Consider the following 17,771-nt stretch of genomic DNA (forward strand, 5'->3'; position numbering starts at 1 on the left):
CGCCACGGGCCACCGCGACGCAAAGAGATGATGTTCCTCGGCGGAGCAGCGCAAACGCACTGGCACGACCAATACGTTTGCTCTCCGACGACATGCTTCGTCAAGACGCATTCATCGGCACAATCGTCGCTCTGGCAACCGAAGACCGCGCCCTCGCCGGTATCGGATGCGAGCACGCACCATACATCGCATGAGCCGTAACGTGGCGATCGCAATGTCTCTCTCAGCACCGATGGATATTCCGAGCGCTGCAGCGCGCGAACGACCGTCTCGCCGTCCTGAAAGGCGACAGTCAGGAGCTTGCCGACAATTTTGACCATCCGACAAACCCTCCGGATGCAAAGTGGGTTATTCCAACTTAGTTGGCGCGCGGGGCCGCCACCAATCATTTGCGCCAATCACCTATATTGAACGTGGCTATGAATCCGTCATAGAAGACCGCTATTGCATGGATTGCCCGAATCGACTTTTATCTCGATGCGCGCCGAACTATATTCACCCTACGTGGCGCAGAAGAATCGATCGGGGACTTCGAATTCGTCATGTCTCTCATCGCGACGCGCCAACGATCGAAAACGTCGACGTGTTCCCAGGAGACAGTTCATGGCCAGCGAAGGAAAGTGCCCGTTCAACCATACTGCGGGCGGCGGCACCACCAACCGCGACTGGTGGCCCAAGCAATTGCGGCTCGACTTACTCAGTCAGCACTCCGCTAAATCGGACCCCCTAGGTAAGGAATTCGATTACGCGGAAGCCTTCAACAGTCTCGACTATGCGGCGCTCAAGAAAGACATTGCCGCGTTGATGACGGATTCGCAAGACTGGTGGCCTGCGGACTTCGGCCACTATGGTCCGCTCTTCATCCGCATGGCGTGGCATAGCGCGGGCACGTACCGCATTGGCGATGGACGCGGCGGCGCGGGCCGTGGCCAACAGCGTTTCGCCCCGCTCAACAGTTGGCCGGACAATGTCAGTCTCGACAAAGCCCGTCGTCTTCTATGGCCCATCAAGCAGAAATACGGGCAGAAGATTTCGTGGGCGGACTTGCTCGTGCTCACCGGCAACGTCGCGCTGGAGACAATGGGTTTCAAGACTTTCGGCTTCGGCGGCGGACGCGCGGATACGTGGGAGCCGGATCTCGATGTGTATTGGGGCAACGAGAAAACCTGGCTCGGCGGCGATCTGCGTTATGGCAAGGGAGCCGCCGGCAAGGACGATGACGAAGGCGTGATCGTCGCGGATGAAGAGATTCACGGCACCGAAGCGAGCCGCACCGACCCCGGCCGCAATCTGGAAAATCCGCTGGCCGCCGTGCAAATGGGCCTCATCTATGTGAATCCCGAAGGCCCGGATGGCAATCCAGACCCGCTTGCTGCGGCGCACGACATCCGCGAGACATTCGCCCGCATGGCAATGAGCGACGAAGAAACCGTCGCGCTGATCGCGGGCGGCCATACTTTCGGCAAGACGCACGGCGCGGGACCGGCCGACAACGTCGGCGCCGAACCGGAAGGCGCGGATCTGGAGAATCAGGGGCTTGGCTGGAAGAGTACGTTCGGCACCGGCAAGGGCGCGGATACGATCACGAGCGGTCTGGAAGTCACCTGGACGAGTACGCCGACGCAATGGGGCAACGGTTACTTTCAGAATCTCTTCGGCAATGAGTGGGAACTCACGAAGAGTCCGGCCGGCGCGAATCAATGGATCGCGAAGAATGCGGGCGAATCCATTCCGGCCGCGCACGATCCTTCGAAGAAGTTGCGTCCGACGATGCTGACGACCGATCTTTCGCTGCGCCTCGATCCGACGTACGAGAAGATTTCACGCCGTTTCATGGAGCATCCCGACGAACTCGCCGATGCCTTCGCGCGGGCGTGGTTCAAGCTCACGCATCGCGACATGGGGCCGCGCTCGCGTTATCTCGGCCCCGAAGTGCCGACGGAAGAACTGCTGTGGCAAGACCCGGTTCCGGATGTCGATCATCCGCTCGTCGATGACAACGACATTGCATCGCTCAAGAAGAAGATCGCCGAATCGGGGCTGACGGTGGCGCAACTCGTCGAGACGGCATGGGCTTCCGCATCGACCTTTCGCGGTTCCGACAAGCGTGGCGGCGCGAACGGCGCGCGCGTTCGCTTGACGCCGCAAAAGGACTGGGCGGTGAATCGCCCTGACGAACTGCAGAAGGTACTTGCATCGCTGGAAGCCATTCAGCGTGACTTCAACGGCGCGCAGTCGGGCGGCAAGAAGATATCGCTTGCGGACCTGATCGTGCTCGCGGGCAGCGCGGGCATCGAGCAGGCGGCGCAAGCGGCCGGGCATCAATTGACCGTGCCGTTCACGCCGGGGCGCACGGATGCATCGCAAGAACAGACGGACGTGTTGTCGATGTCCGCGATGGAACCCGCCGCCGACGGCTTCCGTAACTATCTGAAGGGACGTTTCAGCATTCCGGCTGAGCATCTGCTGATCGACAAGGCGCAACTCCTGACGCTGACCGCGCCGGAGATGACCGTGCTGATCGGCGGACTGCGCGTGCTGGACGTCGGCACGAAGCACGACGCGCATGCATCGTTCACCGCGCGGCCCGGCACGCTCAGCAACGACTTCTTCCGCAATCTGCTCGACATGAAGACGGAGTGGAAAGCGCTGTCCGACAATGAGTTCGAAGGCCGCGATCGTCAGACGGGTGACTTCAAATGGAAGGGTAGCCGCGTCGATCTCGTGTTCGGATCGAACGCCGTGTTGCGCGCTTTGAGCGAGGTCTATGCGAGCGACGACGCCGAGGAGAAGTTCATCCGCGACTTCGTTGCAGCGTGGGTCAAGGTGATGGACCTCGATCGCTTCGACGTGCGTAATCGCGTGGGTCGCGCGGCTGCATAATCGCGATGCTTACCGCGAGCCTTCATGCCGGGGGCTCGCGGTGCGAGCGCACATCGTTCAAGAAGGATCGAGCACGCGTCGAATTGCGGTCTCGAGCGAAGCCGTATCGTAGGGCTTGCGCAGCAACACGACGCCTTCGATAGACGGCGCATCGTTCTGGCCGGTGGCAAAGATGACGGACAAGTCCGGTTGCCGCTCGCGTGCGACCCGTGCGAGTTCATCGCCGGGAACGTCCGGCAAGCCGATATCCGTCAGCAAGACGTCCACGTCATGCTTGTCGAGTAAAGCAAGCGCGGAAGTGGAATCCGTCGCTTCATGGACAACATGACCGAACGTTTCGAGTAGTTCGACTGTCACGGCGCGAATGAGGTCATCGTCTTCCACATACAGAATGTGCAGCGCCGGCGACGCTTTGCCTGCGCCGCTTTCGACAGCGTGCATGCCGAAGGATGGACGCGGCGCGGTCCGGTCGATGGGAATATCGCTAAACGCATCGCCGCGCTTTGCAGAGCGATTACCCAGCACGCGGCGTATCTTGCGCGCGAGCGCTTCACGCGAATACGGCTTGCTCAACAATTCGACGCCCGGATCCAGCCGGCCGCCGTGAACGATCGAGTTCTCCGTATAGCCCGACGTGTACAGCACCGCGATGCCGGGAATGCGTTCTCTCGCCTTGCGCGCGAGTTCGGTGCTTTTCATGGGACCGGGCATCACGACGTCCGTGAACAGCAAGTCGATATGCACGCCGCTTTCGACGATTGCGAGCGCACTGAGCGCATCGTTCGCGCGCAACACGCGATAGCCCAGATCGTTGAGCGTCTCGATGACGGTGGTCCGAACCTGCTCGTCGTCTTCCGCGACGAGTACGACTTCCGTCCCTCCTTCGGCGGGACTCACTTCGGCCATCACGGGCTGAACTTCCGATTCGAGCGTGCGCGGCAGATAGAGCTTGACCGTGGTTCCGTGGCCCTGCTCGCTATAAAGCTTGATGTGTCCACCGGATTGCTTCACGAAACCATAGACCATCGATAAGCCGAGCCCTGATCCCTTGCCTTCGGGCTTCGTCGAAAAGAACGGTTCATAAGCCTTGTTCATCACATCCGGCGTCATGCCGCTGCCCGTGTCCGTCACTGCAATCATCACGTACTGGCCAGGCTCGACTTCGGGATGGCTGTAGGCGTAGGTATCGTCGAGATAGGCATTGCCGACTTCGATCGTCAGTTTGCCGTTGCCTTCCATCGCATCGCGCGCGTTGATCGCCAGATTGAGGATGGCGTTCTCCAGTTGCCCCGGATCGACGAACGTATTCCACAGTCCGCCGCTCGTGACGGTTTCGACTTCGATGGCGTCGCCGAGACTTCGACGCAACATGTCGTCCATTTCCGCGACGAGCCGTGCCAGCCGCACCGCCTTCGGTTCGAGCGCCTGCCTGCGTCCGAATGCAAGCAACTGACTCGCGAGCCTGCCGCCGCGATTCACGCCCGCGAGCGCCTGTTGCAGACGACGCTCCGCCTTCTCGTTGCCCTGCACGTCCTTCGTCAGCAATTGCAGATTGCCGGATATCACCTGAAGCAGATTGTTGAAGTCGTGAGCAACGCCGCCCGTGAGCTTGCCGATGGTCTCCATTCTTTGCGATTGCTGCAGCGCGAGTTCCGTTTGCCGCAGCGCTTCGGTGGCTGCAACGTCCGCGCTGATATCGCGGCCCACGGCGTGAATGAAGCCATTGTCGGGAACAGCGGTCCACGATAGCGTGCAGTATCCGCCCTCGCGCCGGCGAAAACGGTTCACGAACTTCATGGTCCGGTTTCCGTCTGAGAGACGCTGGATTTCGTCGAGCGTGGGCGCGACGTCGTCGAGATGAATGAGGTTGATGAACGACTGGCCGATCAATTCGACTGCGGTCCACCCGAGCAGATCGGTCCATGCGGGATTGACGGACACGATCGACGCCTCGAGATCGGCGACCAGCATCAGGTCGGTCGAAAGACGCCACATGCGCTCGCGATCCGCGGCGCTCTCGGCGACCTTCTGTTCGAGGTCCTGGTTCACGCGTTCGAGAAAGTGGGCCGCCGTCTTTTGATCGTGTATGTCCATGTTCACGGCGATCCAGCGCGTAATGTCGCCGTCCGCGTTGCGAACCGGAAGCGCGCGGCACAGATGCCACCGGTATACGCCGTTGACGCTGCGCAGCCTCACTTCCCGTTCGAACGCCTCTTCCGCGCGGACCGCCTTGTTCCACAGCTCTTCCGCACCGGCAATGTCTTCCGGGTGCATCACCGTCGACCAGCCTTCGTCGCGCAGACTGCCTTCGTGCATGCCGGTGTATTGATAGCTTCGCTCGTTGATCCAGTCGACGCGTCCCGATGCATTCGCCGACCACACCTGGCACGGCAATGCCTGAGCGAACGTGCGGAAGCGCTCTTCGCTTTCGCGCACCGCTCGCTGCGCTTCGATATGCGCGGTCACGTCGTTGCCTTGCACGAACACGCCGACGATCTCGCCAGCCGCGTCCCTCACGGGCTGATAGCTGAAGTCGAGATAGCGCGTCTCCGTCCCCATGCCGGCTTGCCGGTCGAGCGTGATCGGCTCTGCAAGACGCGTCGTGGATAAGCCTTCGGCGAAAGCGGCATCGAGCAATTCGAAGAAGCCTTGACCCGCGACTTCGGGCAATGCGTCCTTGACCGCGCGGCCGATCAGGTCTCGCTTGCCGACGAGTTCCATATACGCGGGGTTCGCGAGTTCGAACTCATGCTGAGGCCCCCCGACAATGGCAATGAAACCCGGCGCCTGTTCGAACATGCGACGCAAACGCTCGCGGTCGTCCTGCAACGCGCGCTTGGCGCGAACCTTCGCGGTGGTCTCGACGACGACCGCCATCACCGCGACCGGCGTGCCCGCTTCGTCGTGGATGGGCGAATAGTCGAGATTCATCCACACCTGTTCGGGCGCGCCATTGCGATGCAGCGTGAGTTCCTGATCTTCGTAGCGCAGCGTTCCACCGCGCAGGCCGACTTTCATGACGTTGTCGTTGAAGTCGGCGACTTCGGGCCATCCCTCGCGTACGTTGGACCCGAGCAGCACCGGATGCCGTCCTGCTGCAAAGCCCGAGTACGCATCGTTGTACAGCATGACCCCTTCCTCGCCCCACAGCGTGACGATGGGAACCGGCGACGACATGATGACCGACAGCGTGTTCTTGAGAATGGCGGGCCAGGCGGATATCGGGCCAAGCGGAGTTTTCGACCAGTCACGGAACGCGATGATGTCGGAACAATTTCCACCTCCGGTGAGGAAAGGCGGCATCGCATCGGTAGTTTTGGAAGAAGTCATCGAGGGGCGGCGTAAAGCGCTTCTATTGCAGGCGGAATTGGCGAACGATTGTACCTTTGCACCGCAATCGCGGCGCGAGCGCCTGACGCCGGCGGGCCCGGGAACAGATTTTGGTTACATCGCATTCCTATTTATTTGCGACCCGCCAATTCTCGCAGCGAGCATAAAAAAACCCCGCCGTTATTCACGACGGGGCTCTTGCCAAGCGAATACCGCTTACTTGCAGTGACGTTCCCAATGATGATGAACGTGCACCTTGTGGCATACCACGTGGTGATGCGGAGCTGCAAAAGCGGACGCAGCAGCGAAGAACGCGGTGCCTGCAACGAAAGCGGCAAGAACGGCCTTTTTCATATGTTCGAGATGTGTGAGATGGAAGGAGCCGTCATCCTAGCAGCGCGAGTTTACGGACTCTTTGCAGGCACCCGCTTTCGCTGTAAGGCGCGGCTCCATGTCGCGCGAAGACCACACACCGGTCCCCAGTCCGCTCAACGCGCCGGCCCGGGCCTCAAGGGCCACGAACTATTCCGTAAATATTGCTGATGTGATCGCAGAAGAGTAATGGCACCCTGTGCGTTGTGCGCGCGCGAACGCATGTTGGGGCTGGCCCCATTCAAGCATTCGACCAGAGTGCCACGACATATTGCTCTTGGAAATATTGAAGAACCTATAACCGCTCAAGGAAATTGCGTGGGTCGCGGCCGGCACGCACTCGGCCGCCGCGACTGCAAGACAACACATCGGCAAAGACTTAGTGACTCGCGCCCTCCACTGCGCCGATGCCCGTTTCCGAACGCACGGTTTGAGCATCGAAGCCAGCTTGATCGATGCGCGCCCGAGCAGACTTGTCCGTTATCGAGAAAATCCAGATGCCGAGGAAGCCGATCGCCATGGAGAACAGCGCGGGCGATGCATACGGAAACGGCGCATCGGCGAAGTGGAACACGTCCACCCATACGGCTTTCGAGAGCACCGTCAGCACCACAGCCGAAAGCAACCCGAGAAAGCCACCGACCGCTGCGCCGCGTGTCGTGCAGCCGCGCCACAGCACCGACATGAACAGCACCGGAAAGTTGGCCGAAGCCGCGACCGCGAACGCAAGCGACACCATGAACGCAATGTTCTGCTTCTCGAAGACGATGCCGAGCACGACCGCCACGATACCGAGCACGATCGTCGTCACGCGCGATACATGCAGTTCGCTCTTGCTCGATGCGTTGCCGTGCTTGAACACCGTCGCATAGAGATCATGCGATACCGCCGATGCCCCCGCGAGCGTCAGCCCCGCGACGACCGCGAGAATCGTGGCGAACGCGACCGCCGAGATAAAGCCCAGAAACACGTTGCCCCCCACCGCGCTCGCCAGATGCACCGCCGCCATGTTGGTCCCGCCGAGCAGCTTGCCGCCCGCATCCTTGAACACCGGATTCGTGCTCACGAGCACGATCGCGCCGAAGCCGATGATGAACGTGAGAATGTAGAAATAGCCGATCCACGTCGTCGCCCAGAACACGGACTTGCGCGCCTCTTTTGCATTCGGCACCGTGAAAAAGCGCATCAAGATGTGCGGCAAGCCCGCCGTGCCGAACATCAACGCAATGCCGAAAGAGATCGCGGAGATCGGGTCCTTGATGAAATTGCCCGGACCCATGATCGACGTCTTTTTCTCATGAACGTCAACAGCTTTCGCAAACAATGCTTCGGGGCTAAAGTGAAATTGCCAGAGCACCATGAAGGCCATGAACGATGCGCCCGCAAGCAACAGACACGCCTTGATGATTTGAACCCACGTGGTCGCGGTCATGCCGCCGAAGAGCACGTACACCATCATCAGCGCACCGACGATCACCACCGCGATCCAGTATTCGAGACCGAAGAGCAGCTTGATGAGTTGCCCCGCGCCCACCATCTGCGCGATGAGATAGAACGCCACGACGACGAGCGTTCCGGACGCGGCGAATGCACGAATGGGCGTCTGCTTGAAGCGATACGCCGCGACGTCGGCGAATGTGAAGCGGCCGAGATTGCGCAGCCGCTCGGCCATCAGGAACGTGATGATCGGCCAGCCGACGAGAAAGCCGATGGAATAAATGAGACCGTCATAGCCGTTCGTATAGACCGCAGCGGAAATGCCCAGGAACGAGGCCGCCGACATGAAATCGCCCGCAATCGCAAGGCCGTTCTGAAAGCCGGTGATTCCGCCGCCCGCCGTATAGAAGTCGGAGGCCGAACGTGTTCTCTTGGCGGCCCATTTGGTGATGAACAGTGTCGCGACTACGAACGCGATGAACATGCAGATAGCGGTCCAGTTCGTCGGCTGTTTGACCGCCGGTCCGAGGTCGCCGCCTGCCGCGAATGAACCGACCGATACCGCGAGAAGCGCGCTTGCGGCGAGAATATGTCGAGCGTTCATTCGACCTCCAGCTTGATCTTGTCAGTAAGTTCGTCATACGTGCGATTCGCATGCCGCACGTAAAGTCCCGTGATCGCAACGGTGAAAACGATCACGAAAAGGCCGATCGGCATGCCCCACGTCATCACGCCGGCGCCCATCTTCGCTGCAAGCAGGTCCTTGTTGAACGCGATCAGCAATACGTATCCGTAATAGACGACCAGCACGAGCGCCGTCAGCGTCCAGCCGAGCGTCGAACGTTTCCGAACGAGTTCGCGATACGTCGCGCTCGATTTGATGGTCTCTGCAACCTGCATGTCCATAGGCGTCTCCTGCCGGGAAGTGTCGATATGCGCGCCCATGCATTGCATGCCGATAGTTTTTCTACGGTGCGCTGATGCTTAAGGTAAATGCATGGGCTTACCCGTTTCTTACGCGAAGAGGCTGGCCTTGGCGGGGTTTACGCTGAGCATCGTCATACCCGTCGTCTGTCCGACTCAGTGAGATGTGACGATCGCGCGCGAATGACCTATGGTTGTTGATGGCACTGGTAAGTGCTGCGCGCGGGCGCCGGTCCGATCGATCGTTCGACATTGCTGACCTTCTCGCGCGCCGAATGCCGTCTCGCTCACTTCAACAAGGGAGAAGACCATGTGCAATCACGCCCGACATGATCGAGTCCATCCGATCTACTGCATCCTTCCGCCGCATATGCTGAAGGAAATTGCCAAGAACGGCACACCGCAACAGCGTTCGCTCGCCATCGACACATTAAGCGCCGACCACACGTTCCGGCAGATTCGCTCGGTGCAGGCCGCGATGCTCGCGCCAAGACGCGGCGCCGCCGTGGCACCGGTGGCCGCCGCGCCTTCCGTTCACCGAACCATCTACACGGCCAACCAGACCGAGACCTTGCCCGGCACGCTGGTGCGAAGCGAAGGCTCGCCCAAGTCGAACGATGTCAGCGTGAACGAAGCCTACGACGGCCTCGGCGCGACCTTCGAGTTCTATCAGGAGATCTATCACCGCAATTCCATCGACGATGCAGGGATGCCGCTCATCGGCACGGTGCATTACGGCGAGCAATACGACAACGCGTTCTGGAATTCACAGCAGATGGTATTCGGCGATGGCGACGGCACGCTCTTCAACCGATTCACCGTCGCGCTCGATGTGATCGGTCATGAACTTACTCACGGCGTCACCGAGCACGCGGCCGCGCTTGCTTATTCCGGACAACCGGGCGCGCTGAACGAATCCGTATCCGACGTGTTCGGCTCGCTCATCAAGCAATACACGCTCAAACAGACTGCGGACAAGGCGGACTGGATCATCGGCGCGGGACTGCTCGCAAAGGGAGTGAAGGGCGTCGGGCTGCGTTCGATGAAAGAACCCGGGACCGCCTATGACGATCCCGTGCTGGGCAAAGACCCGCAGCCTGCGGACATGGCCCATTACGTGCAAACCGCGCAGGACAATCACGGCGTTCATATCAACTCCGGCATTCCGAACCGCGCGTTCTGTCTGGCGGCGATCGACATCGGCGGTTATGCGTGGGACAAGGCCGGACGCATCTGGTATGAGACGCTGAATGATTCGCACATCAAACCCAATACGACGTTCAAGACTTTCGCGAAACTCACTGTCTCCAATGCAAATCGGCTTTATGGCGCGAATAGCGCCGAGTCGAAGGCGGTCAGCAAGGCGTGGGATACGGTCGGCGTATTGTGACGGACCGCGCGTATCATGCGTCTGTCCGCACGCGTGTTCGCCGGACTTATTTGCGCCTGCCAGCTGACGGCAGGCTGCACTTCGGATCGCATGCAGAAGGAGCTGCCGATGCGCGCTGAACTCACTATCGAAGGGGGCGTCGGCTTCTTTCCGGGCTTGGCCCGGCCCATCGTCGTTGAAGCGAACGAATTGTCGCCTGCGGACAACGAGGAGCTGTCGCGCCTCGTGTCCGCCGCGCGCGCGCAATCGGCCGCCGCGCCGCGAGCCGCGCAAAAACCGGTGCCGGATGGACGAACCTATCGCATCGTCATTGTTTCGGATGACGGAAGCACCGAACTGGGATGCGCCGATCCCTCCGTTCCGCCCGCGTTTTCCGCGCTCATGGTCTTCATCAAAAAGCATGGGCATCGGTGAATGTCGGATCTACACGCTGCGTTGTAAGGCGGAGTAAGTTCGAAGGCGGCAGCGCGTCTTGTTCGCATGAGGGAGGGCTGGCATCGAGTTTGCTCATATCAATCGTCATGCCTCGGTGCGTGCGTCGAGGCATGTTCGAGCGCCATCGAGAGAGCCGCGAAGGCCCCAACGATATGAGACAAGACGAGATTCCATTGGAACGCGACGCATACTCTTTGGCCGCCGCGCGCCGCGCCGGCGATCACGCCGCCTGATGTCCGCCTTCACCGGCGGCATATGGCGATCCCTCGCGGCCATCCTCGCGGCAACGCTTGCGATGACGCTCTCCGCGCGCGCCGATGAGTCCGCGCACGAGCCGTCCATCGCGCTCTTTTATGGCGCGCCGGTTCCGGTCGGCCAGTTGTCCGCGTTCGATGCCGTGGTCCTCGAGCCGGACAGCGGCTTCACGCCGTCCACGCATGCCGCCGATTCACCGCCGTCAAAGTGGTTCGCTTACGTGAGCGTCGGCGAAGTGACGCCCGCGCGCGCTTATTACAAGGACATGCCGCCTTCGTGGCTCAAGGGCAGCAACGCGGCGTGGGCCTCGCGCATCGTGGATCAGTCCGCGCCCGGCTGGCCGCAGTTTTTCGTCGATCATGTGATCGCGCCATTGTGGGCGCGCGGCTTTCGCGGCTTCTTTCTCGATACGCTCGATTCGTATCAGTCGATTGCCCATACCGACGACGAACGCGCGCGTCAGCAAGCGGGTGTCATCGCGGTCATCCGCGCGATCAAGGCGCGCTATCCGGAAGCGCGGCTCATCTTCAATCGCGGTTTCGAGCTGATGCCGCAAGTTCACGACCTTGCTTATGCAGTCGCGTTCGAGTCGCTATATCACGGATGGGATCAGACGAAGAAACGCTATGTCGCCGTGCCCGAAGCGGATCGTCAGTGGCTGCTCGCGCAAGCGCGCACGTTGCGCGAGCAATATCGCTTGCCGGTGTTGTCCATCGATTACTGCGCGCCTGCCGATCGTGCGTGCGCCCGCGATGCCGTCGCGAAGATCAGCGCGCAAGGGCTCATACCGTATGTGACGGACGGTGCGCTGCAAACCGTTGGCACAGGACCCGCTCGCGCGACCCTGCCCTTGCCGCGAAGCACGTCACGCGGTAACGTGCCGCGCACGATCCTCGTCGTGCAGGACATTGGGCCCGGCGCCAGTCTCAACGTGACGCCCGGTGTGCGTTATATATCGATGCCGCTCAACTGGCTCGGCTATCGCGTCGAATTCGCGGATGTCGCAAAGCCGCTTCCCGAAGGCGATTTATCGGATCGATATGCAGGCGTCGTCGTGTGGCTCGACTATCCGGTGCCGGACCCGTCGGCGTTTCGCGACTGGCTCGAAGCGCAGATCGATCATCACACGCCCGTCGCGATGCTGACGACCTTCGGCATCGACGTGAACGGCGATCTCGCGCGAAAGCTCGATCTCGTGCCCGTTGCGGGGCGCGCAGGCAAACGATTGCGTGTCGAATCGATGGATGCGTCGATGATGGGCTTCGAGATGCAACCGCAGCCCGATCCGCACGATACGGCCAACGTCCGCGTCGGCGAGCATAGCCATTCACTGCTGCGGCTCGCATCGGCGGATGCGGGCAACGACTTCACCATCGACGCTGCCGCGATCACGCCGTGGGGCGGCTACGCGATGCGCCCCTTCGCGGTCTTCGACATGCCGATGGCGAATCAGGCGCGCTGGGTCCTTCAGCCCATCCGCTTCTTGCGTGCGGCCCTGCGCTTGCCCGACGACATGCCCGCCCCCGATCCGACGACGGAAAACGGACGACGCCTTCTGATGACGCACATCGACGGCGACGGCCTCGCCTCGCGCGCCGAGTTCGATGTGAACGGCGGAACGATGAAGGCATCGACGGCCACGCCTCCGCAATATTCCGGCGATGCGCTTTATCGCGTGATCCGCGAATTCGGCTTGCCGACGACCGTATCGGTCATCGAGGGCGAGATATCGGATGAAGGTCCTTATCCGAAGGACGCGCCGCGTCTGCGTGCAATCGCACGCGCATTGTTCGCACTACCGAACGTTGAAGTGGCGAGCCACACCTACACGCACCCGCTGCAGTGGATGCGCGTGACGGGCCTCGGAAAATCGAGCAGCGACGACACCGCCGAGGGCGGCAGCCGCGCGAACTACAACGGCTTGTCGATCGACATTCCCGGTTATCGCTACAACACAGACCGCGAAATCGAAGGCTCCATTCGCTATATCGACACACTCGCGCCCGCCGGCAAGCGCGTGAAAGTGATGCTGTGGAGCGGCGACTGTCAGGTTCCCGCGAGCGTGATCGAAGCGGCGGACAAGGCAGGCGTGTACAACATGAACGGCGGCGACACGCTCATCACGAAGCGGTATCCGAGCTGGGCCGCCATCGCGCCGCTCGGCGTGAACAAGGACGGCTTCTTTCAGGTGTTCGCGCCGAATCAGAACGAGGAGCCGTACACCGCGCTTTGGCAGGGACCGTACTACGGTTATCGGCGCGTGCTCGAAACGTTCGAGATGACCGAAACGCCCATCCGCTTCAAGCCGGTCGATGTCTATTACCACATGTTTTCAGGCACCAAATACGCATCGGTGAAGACGCTGTCGGATGTGTATCGCACGTTGTCGGCGCAACCGTTGATGCCCGTCTATGCATCCGAATACGCGCAAAAGGTACTGGATTTTCAGCGCATGGAAGTGTCGCGCGATGGCGACTTCTGGCGCATTCACGGCGACGGCGCATTACGCACCGTGCGGCTGCCCGAAGGACGCGTCCCCGATCTCGCGAGCGCAGAAGGCGTGATCGGTTATCTCGCGGGTCCGGGCGGCGTGTATGTCCACTTGAGCGGCGCGGATGCGCGCTTTCGCGTGATCGATGCAACGCGCGCCGCGAAGCTGCCTTACCTCGCTGAAGCGAATGGCGTCGTGAATCGTTTCGCACGCACGGCGCAGGGCTTTTCGTTCGATCTCGCATCGCATGTCGCGCCGCACTTCGCCATCGGCGGCGAGCCGCACGCGGGCGCATGCATCGTCAAGGCGAACGGCCGCATGCTCGCGCCTGCCATCGCGCAAGGGCGGCGCGTGTATTCGCCGGCCGCACTCGCTCGCAACGGACCGGATGCCGTCCATGTCGATGTCGTCTGCGCAACCTGATCGCCAGCGGCTCTTCTCGCCGTTCGTCATCGCGGCTTTCGGGCTGCTGGTGATGCTCATGCTCGTGCTCGCGTTTCCGCGCGAGCGTCTGCGTGAGCGGCTGCTTCAGGGCGATCACGCCGATACGCTTTCCGTCGCGTATCTCGAAGCGTGGCTGCGGATCGAACCGGACAATGCGGAAGTGCTGAGCGAACTGACGCGCGAGTATCTGAAGGTTCAACGCATCGCGGATGCCCGCAAGATGCTCGCGCGGCTGTCCGTGTCGGGCGATCCGGAAGTGCAGTCGCGCGCGTTGAAGGTGCGTATCGATCTCGCCGAGGCGCAAGCGTATGCATTGAATCCCGCCGATCCGAAGCGGACCGCCCGGCTTGCCGAACTCGATGCGCTCCTCAAGCAGGCCGTCGACAAGCCGTGGGAAGCAGCGCAACTCGAAGCGTTTGCGGCGAAGGCGCGTGCGTTGAACGATGGCGCGCTCGCGGGCCGGTACTACGAACGGCTCGCGCAAATGAAGCCCAATGAGGCATCGCGCTGGCTCGCGCAGGGCGCGCAACTCAGACTTGCTTCAGGGGATCATGCGGGCGCCGCCGATGCATTCTTCGCCGCGCAGACGCATGCCGCGACGCGCGACGACGAGCGGCGCTTGTTTCTCTCGGGCGTGCAGGCATTGCAGGCGGGCAATCGTCTTGCCGATGCGCTCGCCGCTGCAGAGGCGCATATCGGATCGTTGGAGCGCGATCGTGAAACGCTGCGCTATCTGACGAGGCTCGCGCTAGCGGCGGGAAGACCGGATATCGCGGATTGGTATGCGAAGCGGCTATTGGATATGTCGTCGGGCGATGGCGCTAAAAGTGGCATACGTCGTGCGCGATTCGCGTCGCACGCGATCGAAGGCATCGGCAGGAAGGAGGCATCGCATGCGATGTTTTGCGCGCGCAGTTGCATGAACGCCAACGCGCAATCCGATAACGCGATCACCCAACGCGTCGCCGCGACGGACTCTCCCGATGCCGCCGACTACGAACTCGGCTTTAAAGTGTTCCTCGCGAACGGCGATCTTTCAGCGGCGCAACGCATTGCGCAGACGGTCGTGAATCGCGATCCTTCATCGATCGAATGGCGCGAACGCCTCGCGCAAGTCGCCGAATGGAATCACGCGCCGGACGTCGCGCTCGCGAACTATCTCGTGCTCGCGCGCGCGCGCCACGATGACAAATACTGGAAGCAGGTCGAACGCCTCGCGCCCGCCTTGGGCGATAACGACGCGATGCTTGCCGCCGCCATCCACGAGTCCGACCATGCGCCCGGCGACATGAAGCAGCTCGATCGCGTCGTCGCCGCATACGAAGCCAAGGCGGACCCCGACGCCGCTCTGCGCTTCCTGCAGGCGCGCGCGCACGGCGCTTATCGCCGTGCGGTGCTGGAACGTTATGCGCGGCTCGCTGAACGCAACGGCGACGACGATCTCGCGATGCAAACCTACGAGCGCCTGATGAGTGAGTTCGGACCCGATCCGGCCTACGCGCTCAAGCTGAGCCTCATGTATTACACGCGCGCCCGCTTCGACCGTTCGCTCGCCGTGCTCGATGCCGCGAAGTCTCACGCAAACGCGCAAGACGGTGATTTCTGGCGCTTCTACGCGATGATCGCGACGCTCGATCAACAAGACCGCAAGGCGCGCGAAGGCTACGACACGCTGGTCGAAGGAGGCCAGGCGACGCCCGACGATCTGACCGCGATGGCCACGCGCTACGAGAACGAGCCGCTGGAAGCGGGACGTATCGCCGAGTTTGCATATCGCCAGACGGGCCGCGAGCGCCTGCTCGAACTCGCAATCTACGACTATCTGCGCGCTCACGCGACCGCACGCATTCGCGCATTGCTGGCATCGCTCGACGCCGCAGAGCGAGCAGAAGCGGAGCGTTCCCCGCGCTTTCTGCTCGCGCGTGCGCAGTATCTAAGGCGTGCAGGCGATCCCGATGGCGCGCTCGCCGACACGCGCGCGGCGCTCGCCATTGCACCGGGCGATCAGGAAGCGCGCGCCGCGTTGATCTGGGCATTGAACGAGCGCGGCAGCGATGCCGAACTGCGCGCCGTCCTCGCGCGCCATGCACGCGATGCTGAACACGACGGCGCGTTGTGGGCGCCTTATGCGGCCGCGTATCTGCGTTTAGGCAATGCGCGCGGTGCGCTGCACATGATGCACAAGGAGGCTGCATCGCGTCGCGACGATCCGCTATGGGCGCTCGGCTATGCGGATGCGCTCGAGTTGAATGGCCGTATCGACGATGCCTGGCGCGTGCGCAACGCCGTGTGGCGCAAGCAAATGGCGCTGCGTGCATCGGGCAAGCAGCCCGCCGGACTCGACGATGAGCAGCGTGAAGACCTGCGCGCGCGCATGGTCGGACTGACGGATTCGTTCGCGGGCGGCGATGCATCGCGGCAAGTGCTGATCGAGCTTCTACGCGCGGACGTGAACGATGACGGCAGCATTGAACAGACCACCGACGCATCGACCGATGACGTGCTGCAAAGCGTCGTGCATCGCGAGGAGAAGAAGCAGCGCGTGTATTCGGCCGTGGCTCGCGAGGCCGCGCTCGGCTGGCTGCAATCGCACGACGCATACGATGCCGAGAGTCTCTGGCTGCTGCGCCAGTACATCGATAGTGCAACGCGTCCCGTCTATGCCGAAGTCACGATCGCGCTCGCCGAGCATGATCGCGCCACGCTCAACCGCCTGCTCGATACCGAAGCGGACTGGATTCCGCGCCAGAACCGGCTCGATGCGGAAGCCGCGACGGGCCGCTTCGGCGACGTGCAAACACACGCATACGAACAGCAATTCGCGTTACCCGACGATGAAATCGTGAACCAGATTTTGCGCGAGCAACTGCTGCGTAACGCACAGGCGATCGCACCGCATTTCAGGGTCGTCGATCAGGGCGGCTTGTCTTATACGGAGACGGGCATCGGCGCGGGACTGCGTTTGTCGCCGACGCAATCCCTCATGCTCGACTACGCCGATCGCAATCAGCACGGCGACGCCACGCTCGTCAATGTGCCGCGTCACGACCGGCAGTTGTCGCTTGCGTGGCGGCATCTCGGGCTCGATGACACCGAACGCGTGAGCATCGGCCGCCGCAATGCGTTCGATGATTTCACGACGTTTCTCATCGAAGGCATTTGGTTCGAACAACGAAATATGAGCTTCAACTATGCGCTCGGCATCAATCAGGCGGCGACGGAAACGAGTCAGCTCATCGTCGGCGGGATGAAGGATCTGGCGAGCGTGGGCTTCAACTATCGGCCTGACCCGCACGTTTTCGTGGGCGGACGCGTGGAATACGACCGCTTTCATGGACAGGACAAGTCGTTTCTCGGCACGGGCACGGTGGTCGATTTCAATGCGGGCTACAAGCTGCGCGTCGATTATCCGGACTACACCATTCGCGCTGTCGTCACGCATGGGCAATACAGCGCGTCGGGCAATCCCGGCGGCCAGCTCGCGCGCCTGTTGCCTGCGGGCACGCCGCTGACTGCGCGCCAGTTCATGCCGCAAACGTTCACACAGGAAGGCGTGCTGTTCTCTTTCGGCGACGATCTTCCCGAAGGTTATACGCGCGCCTGGCGACCTTTCTTCGCCGCAGGACCGCTTCACGATTCGAACCAGGGCTGGACCGCGCAAGTGCGCGTGGGACTCGCGGGCAGCGTCTTCGGCAACGACCAGGCGCTCGTCTATTACGAGCACGCGGGCGCGACGGCCGGGCGCACGCAGGCGTTCACGGAATATGGCGTGCGATATCGCTGGCTTTACTGATGGCGCATACACGAAGA

General features: G+C 61.7%; 9 protein-coding genes. 6 read left to right on the forward strand and 3 right to left on the reverse strand.

Translation table 11 applies throughout. The features are described 5' to 3' along the window. Positions 1–603 precede the first annotated feature (603 nt). On the forward strand, positions 604–2,883 hold the full coding sequence (katG, locus tag AWB72_RS12880) for a catalase/peroxidase HPI (protein ID WP_040052454.1): 2,280 nt from the start codon (positions 604–606) through the stop codon (positions 2,881–2,883). 57 nt (positions 2,884–2,940) lie between these two features. Here katG and AWB72_RS12885 read toward each other — a convergent pair whose 3' ends face one another. Then, positions 2,941–6,060, reverse strand: coding sequence for a PAS domain S-box protein (locus AWB72_RS12885; protein WP_244285611.1), 3,120 nt, complete (start codon positions 6,058–6,060; stop codon positions 2,941–2,943). On the opposite strand from AWB72_RS12885, the gene AWB72_RS29400 reads away from it, so the two are divergent. Continuing rightward, positions 6,059–6,442, forward strand: a complete 384-nt coding sequence (locus tag AWB72_RS29400) for a hypothetical protein (protein ID WP_244285612.1) — start codon at positions 6,059–6,061, stop codon at positions 6,440–6,442. The genes AWB72_RS12885 and AWB72_RS29400 overlap by 2 nt on opposite strands. Before the next feature lie 522 nt (positions 6,443–6,964). Here AWB72_RS29400 and AWB72_RS12890 read toward each other — a convergent pair. Both AWB72_RS12890 and AWB72_RS12895 read right to left on the reverse strand, forming a co-directional pair. Continuing rightward, positions 6,965–8,626, reverse strand: a complete 1,662-nt coding sequence (locus AWB72_RS12890; RefSeq protein ID WP_040052456.1) for a cation acetate symporter — start codon at positions 8,624–8,626, stop codon at positions 6,965–6,967. Continuing rightward, positions 8,623–8,928, reverse strand: a complete 306-nt coding sequence (locus AWB72_RS12895) for a DUF485 domain-containing protein (protein WP_040052457.1) — start codon at positions 8,926–8,928, stop codon at positions 8,623–8,625. The genes AWB72_RS12890 and AWB72_RS12895 overlap by 4 nt, the downstream gene beginning before the upstream one ends. 328 nt (positions 8,929–9,256) lie before the next feature. On the opposite strand from AWB72_RS12895, the gene AWB72_RS12900 reads away from it, so the two are divergent. The 4 genes from AWB72_RS12900 to AWB72_RS12915 all read left to right on the forward strand — a co-directional run bounded on the left by AWB72_RS12900 (position 9,257) and on the right by AWB72_RS12915 (position 17,754). Continuing rightward, positions 9,257–10,336: a M4 family metallopeptidase gene (locus AWB72_RS12900; RefSeq protein ID WP_087128114.1), complete on the forward strand. Its 1,080-nt coding sequence runs from the start codon at positions 9,257–9,259 to the stop codon at positions 10,334–10,336. 108 nt (positions 10,337–10,444) lie between these two features. Next, positions 10,445–10,750, forward strand: coding sequence for a protealysin inhibitor emfourin (locus AWB72_RS12905; RefSeq protein WP_040052680.1), 306 nt, complete (start codon positions 10,445–10,447; stop codon positions 10,748–10,750). Between the two features lie 253 nt (positions 10,751–11,003). After that, positions 11,004–13,940: a bifunctional glycoside hydrolase/polysaccharide deacetylase family protein gene (locus AWB72_RS12910; RefSeq protein WP_052450065.1), complete on the forward strand. Its 2,937-nt coding sequence runs from the start codon at positions 11,004–11,006 to the stop codon at positions 13,938–13,940. Then, positions 13,915–17,754 carry a tetratricopeptide repeat protein gene (locus AWB72_RS12915; protein WP_040052682.1) on the forward strand — a complete coding sequence of 1,280 codons (3,840 nt, stop codon included), beginning with the start codon at positions 13,915–13,917 and terminating at the stop codon, positions 17,752–17,754. The genes AWB72_RS12910 and AWB72_RS12915 overlap by 26 nt, the downstream gene beginning before the upstream one ends. The last annotated feature ends 17 nt before the right edge of the window (positions 17,755–17,771 follow it).

It is taken from the genome of Caballeronia concitans, from assembly GCF_001544615.1.
GTDB classification, from domain to species: Bacteria; Pseudomonadota; Gammaproteobacteria; order Burkholderiales; family Burkholderiaceae; genus Caballeronia; species Caballeronia concitans.

Excerpts from the sequence above, each read along its gene's own strand:
- katG (WP_040052454.1), top strand. The coding sequence starts at position 604 with ATGGCCAGCGAAGGAAAGTGCCCGTTCAACCATACTGCGGGCGGCGGC.
- AWB72_RS29400 (WP_244285612.1), top strand. The coding sequence starts at position 6,059 with ATGATGACCGACAGCGTGTTCTTGAGAATGGCGGGCCAGGCGGATATC.
- AWB72_RS12885 (WP_244285611.1), bottom strand. The coding sequence starts at position 6,060 with ATGTCGTCGCCGGTTCCCATCGTCACGCTGTGGGGCGAGGAAGGGGTC.
- AWB72_RS12890 (WP_040052456.1), bottom strand. The coding sequence starts at position 8,626 with ATGAACGCTCGACATATTCTCGCCGCAAGCGCGCTTCTCGCGGTATCG.
- AWB72_RS12895 (WP_040052457.1), bottom strand. The coding sequence starts at position 8,928 with ATGGACATGCAGGTTGCAGAGACCATCAAATCGAGCGCGACGTATCGC.
- AWB72_RS12900 (WP_087128114.1), top strand. The coding sequence starts at position 9,257 with ATGTGCAATCACGCCCGACATGATCGAGTCCATCCGATCTACTGCATC.
- AWB72_RS12905 (WP_040052680.1), top strand. The coding sequence starts at position 10,445 with ATGCGCGCTGAACTCACTATCGAAGGGGGCGTCGGCTTCTTTCCGGGC.
- AWB72_RS12910 (WP_052450065.1), top strand. The coding sequence starts at position 11,004 with ATGTCCGCCTTCACCGGCGGCATATGGCGATCCCTCGCGGCCATCCTC.
- AWB72_RS12915 (WP_040052682.1), top strand. The coding sequence starts at position 13,915 with ATGTCGATGTCGTCTGCGCAACCTGATCGCCAGCGGCTCTTCTCGCCG.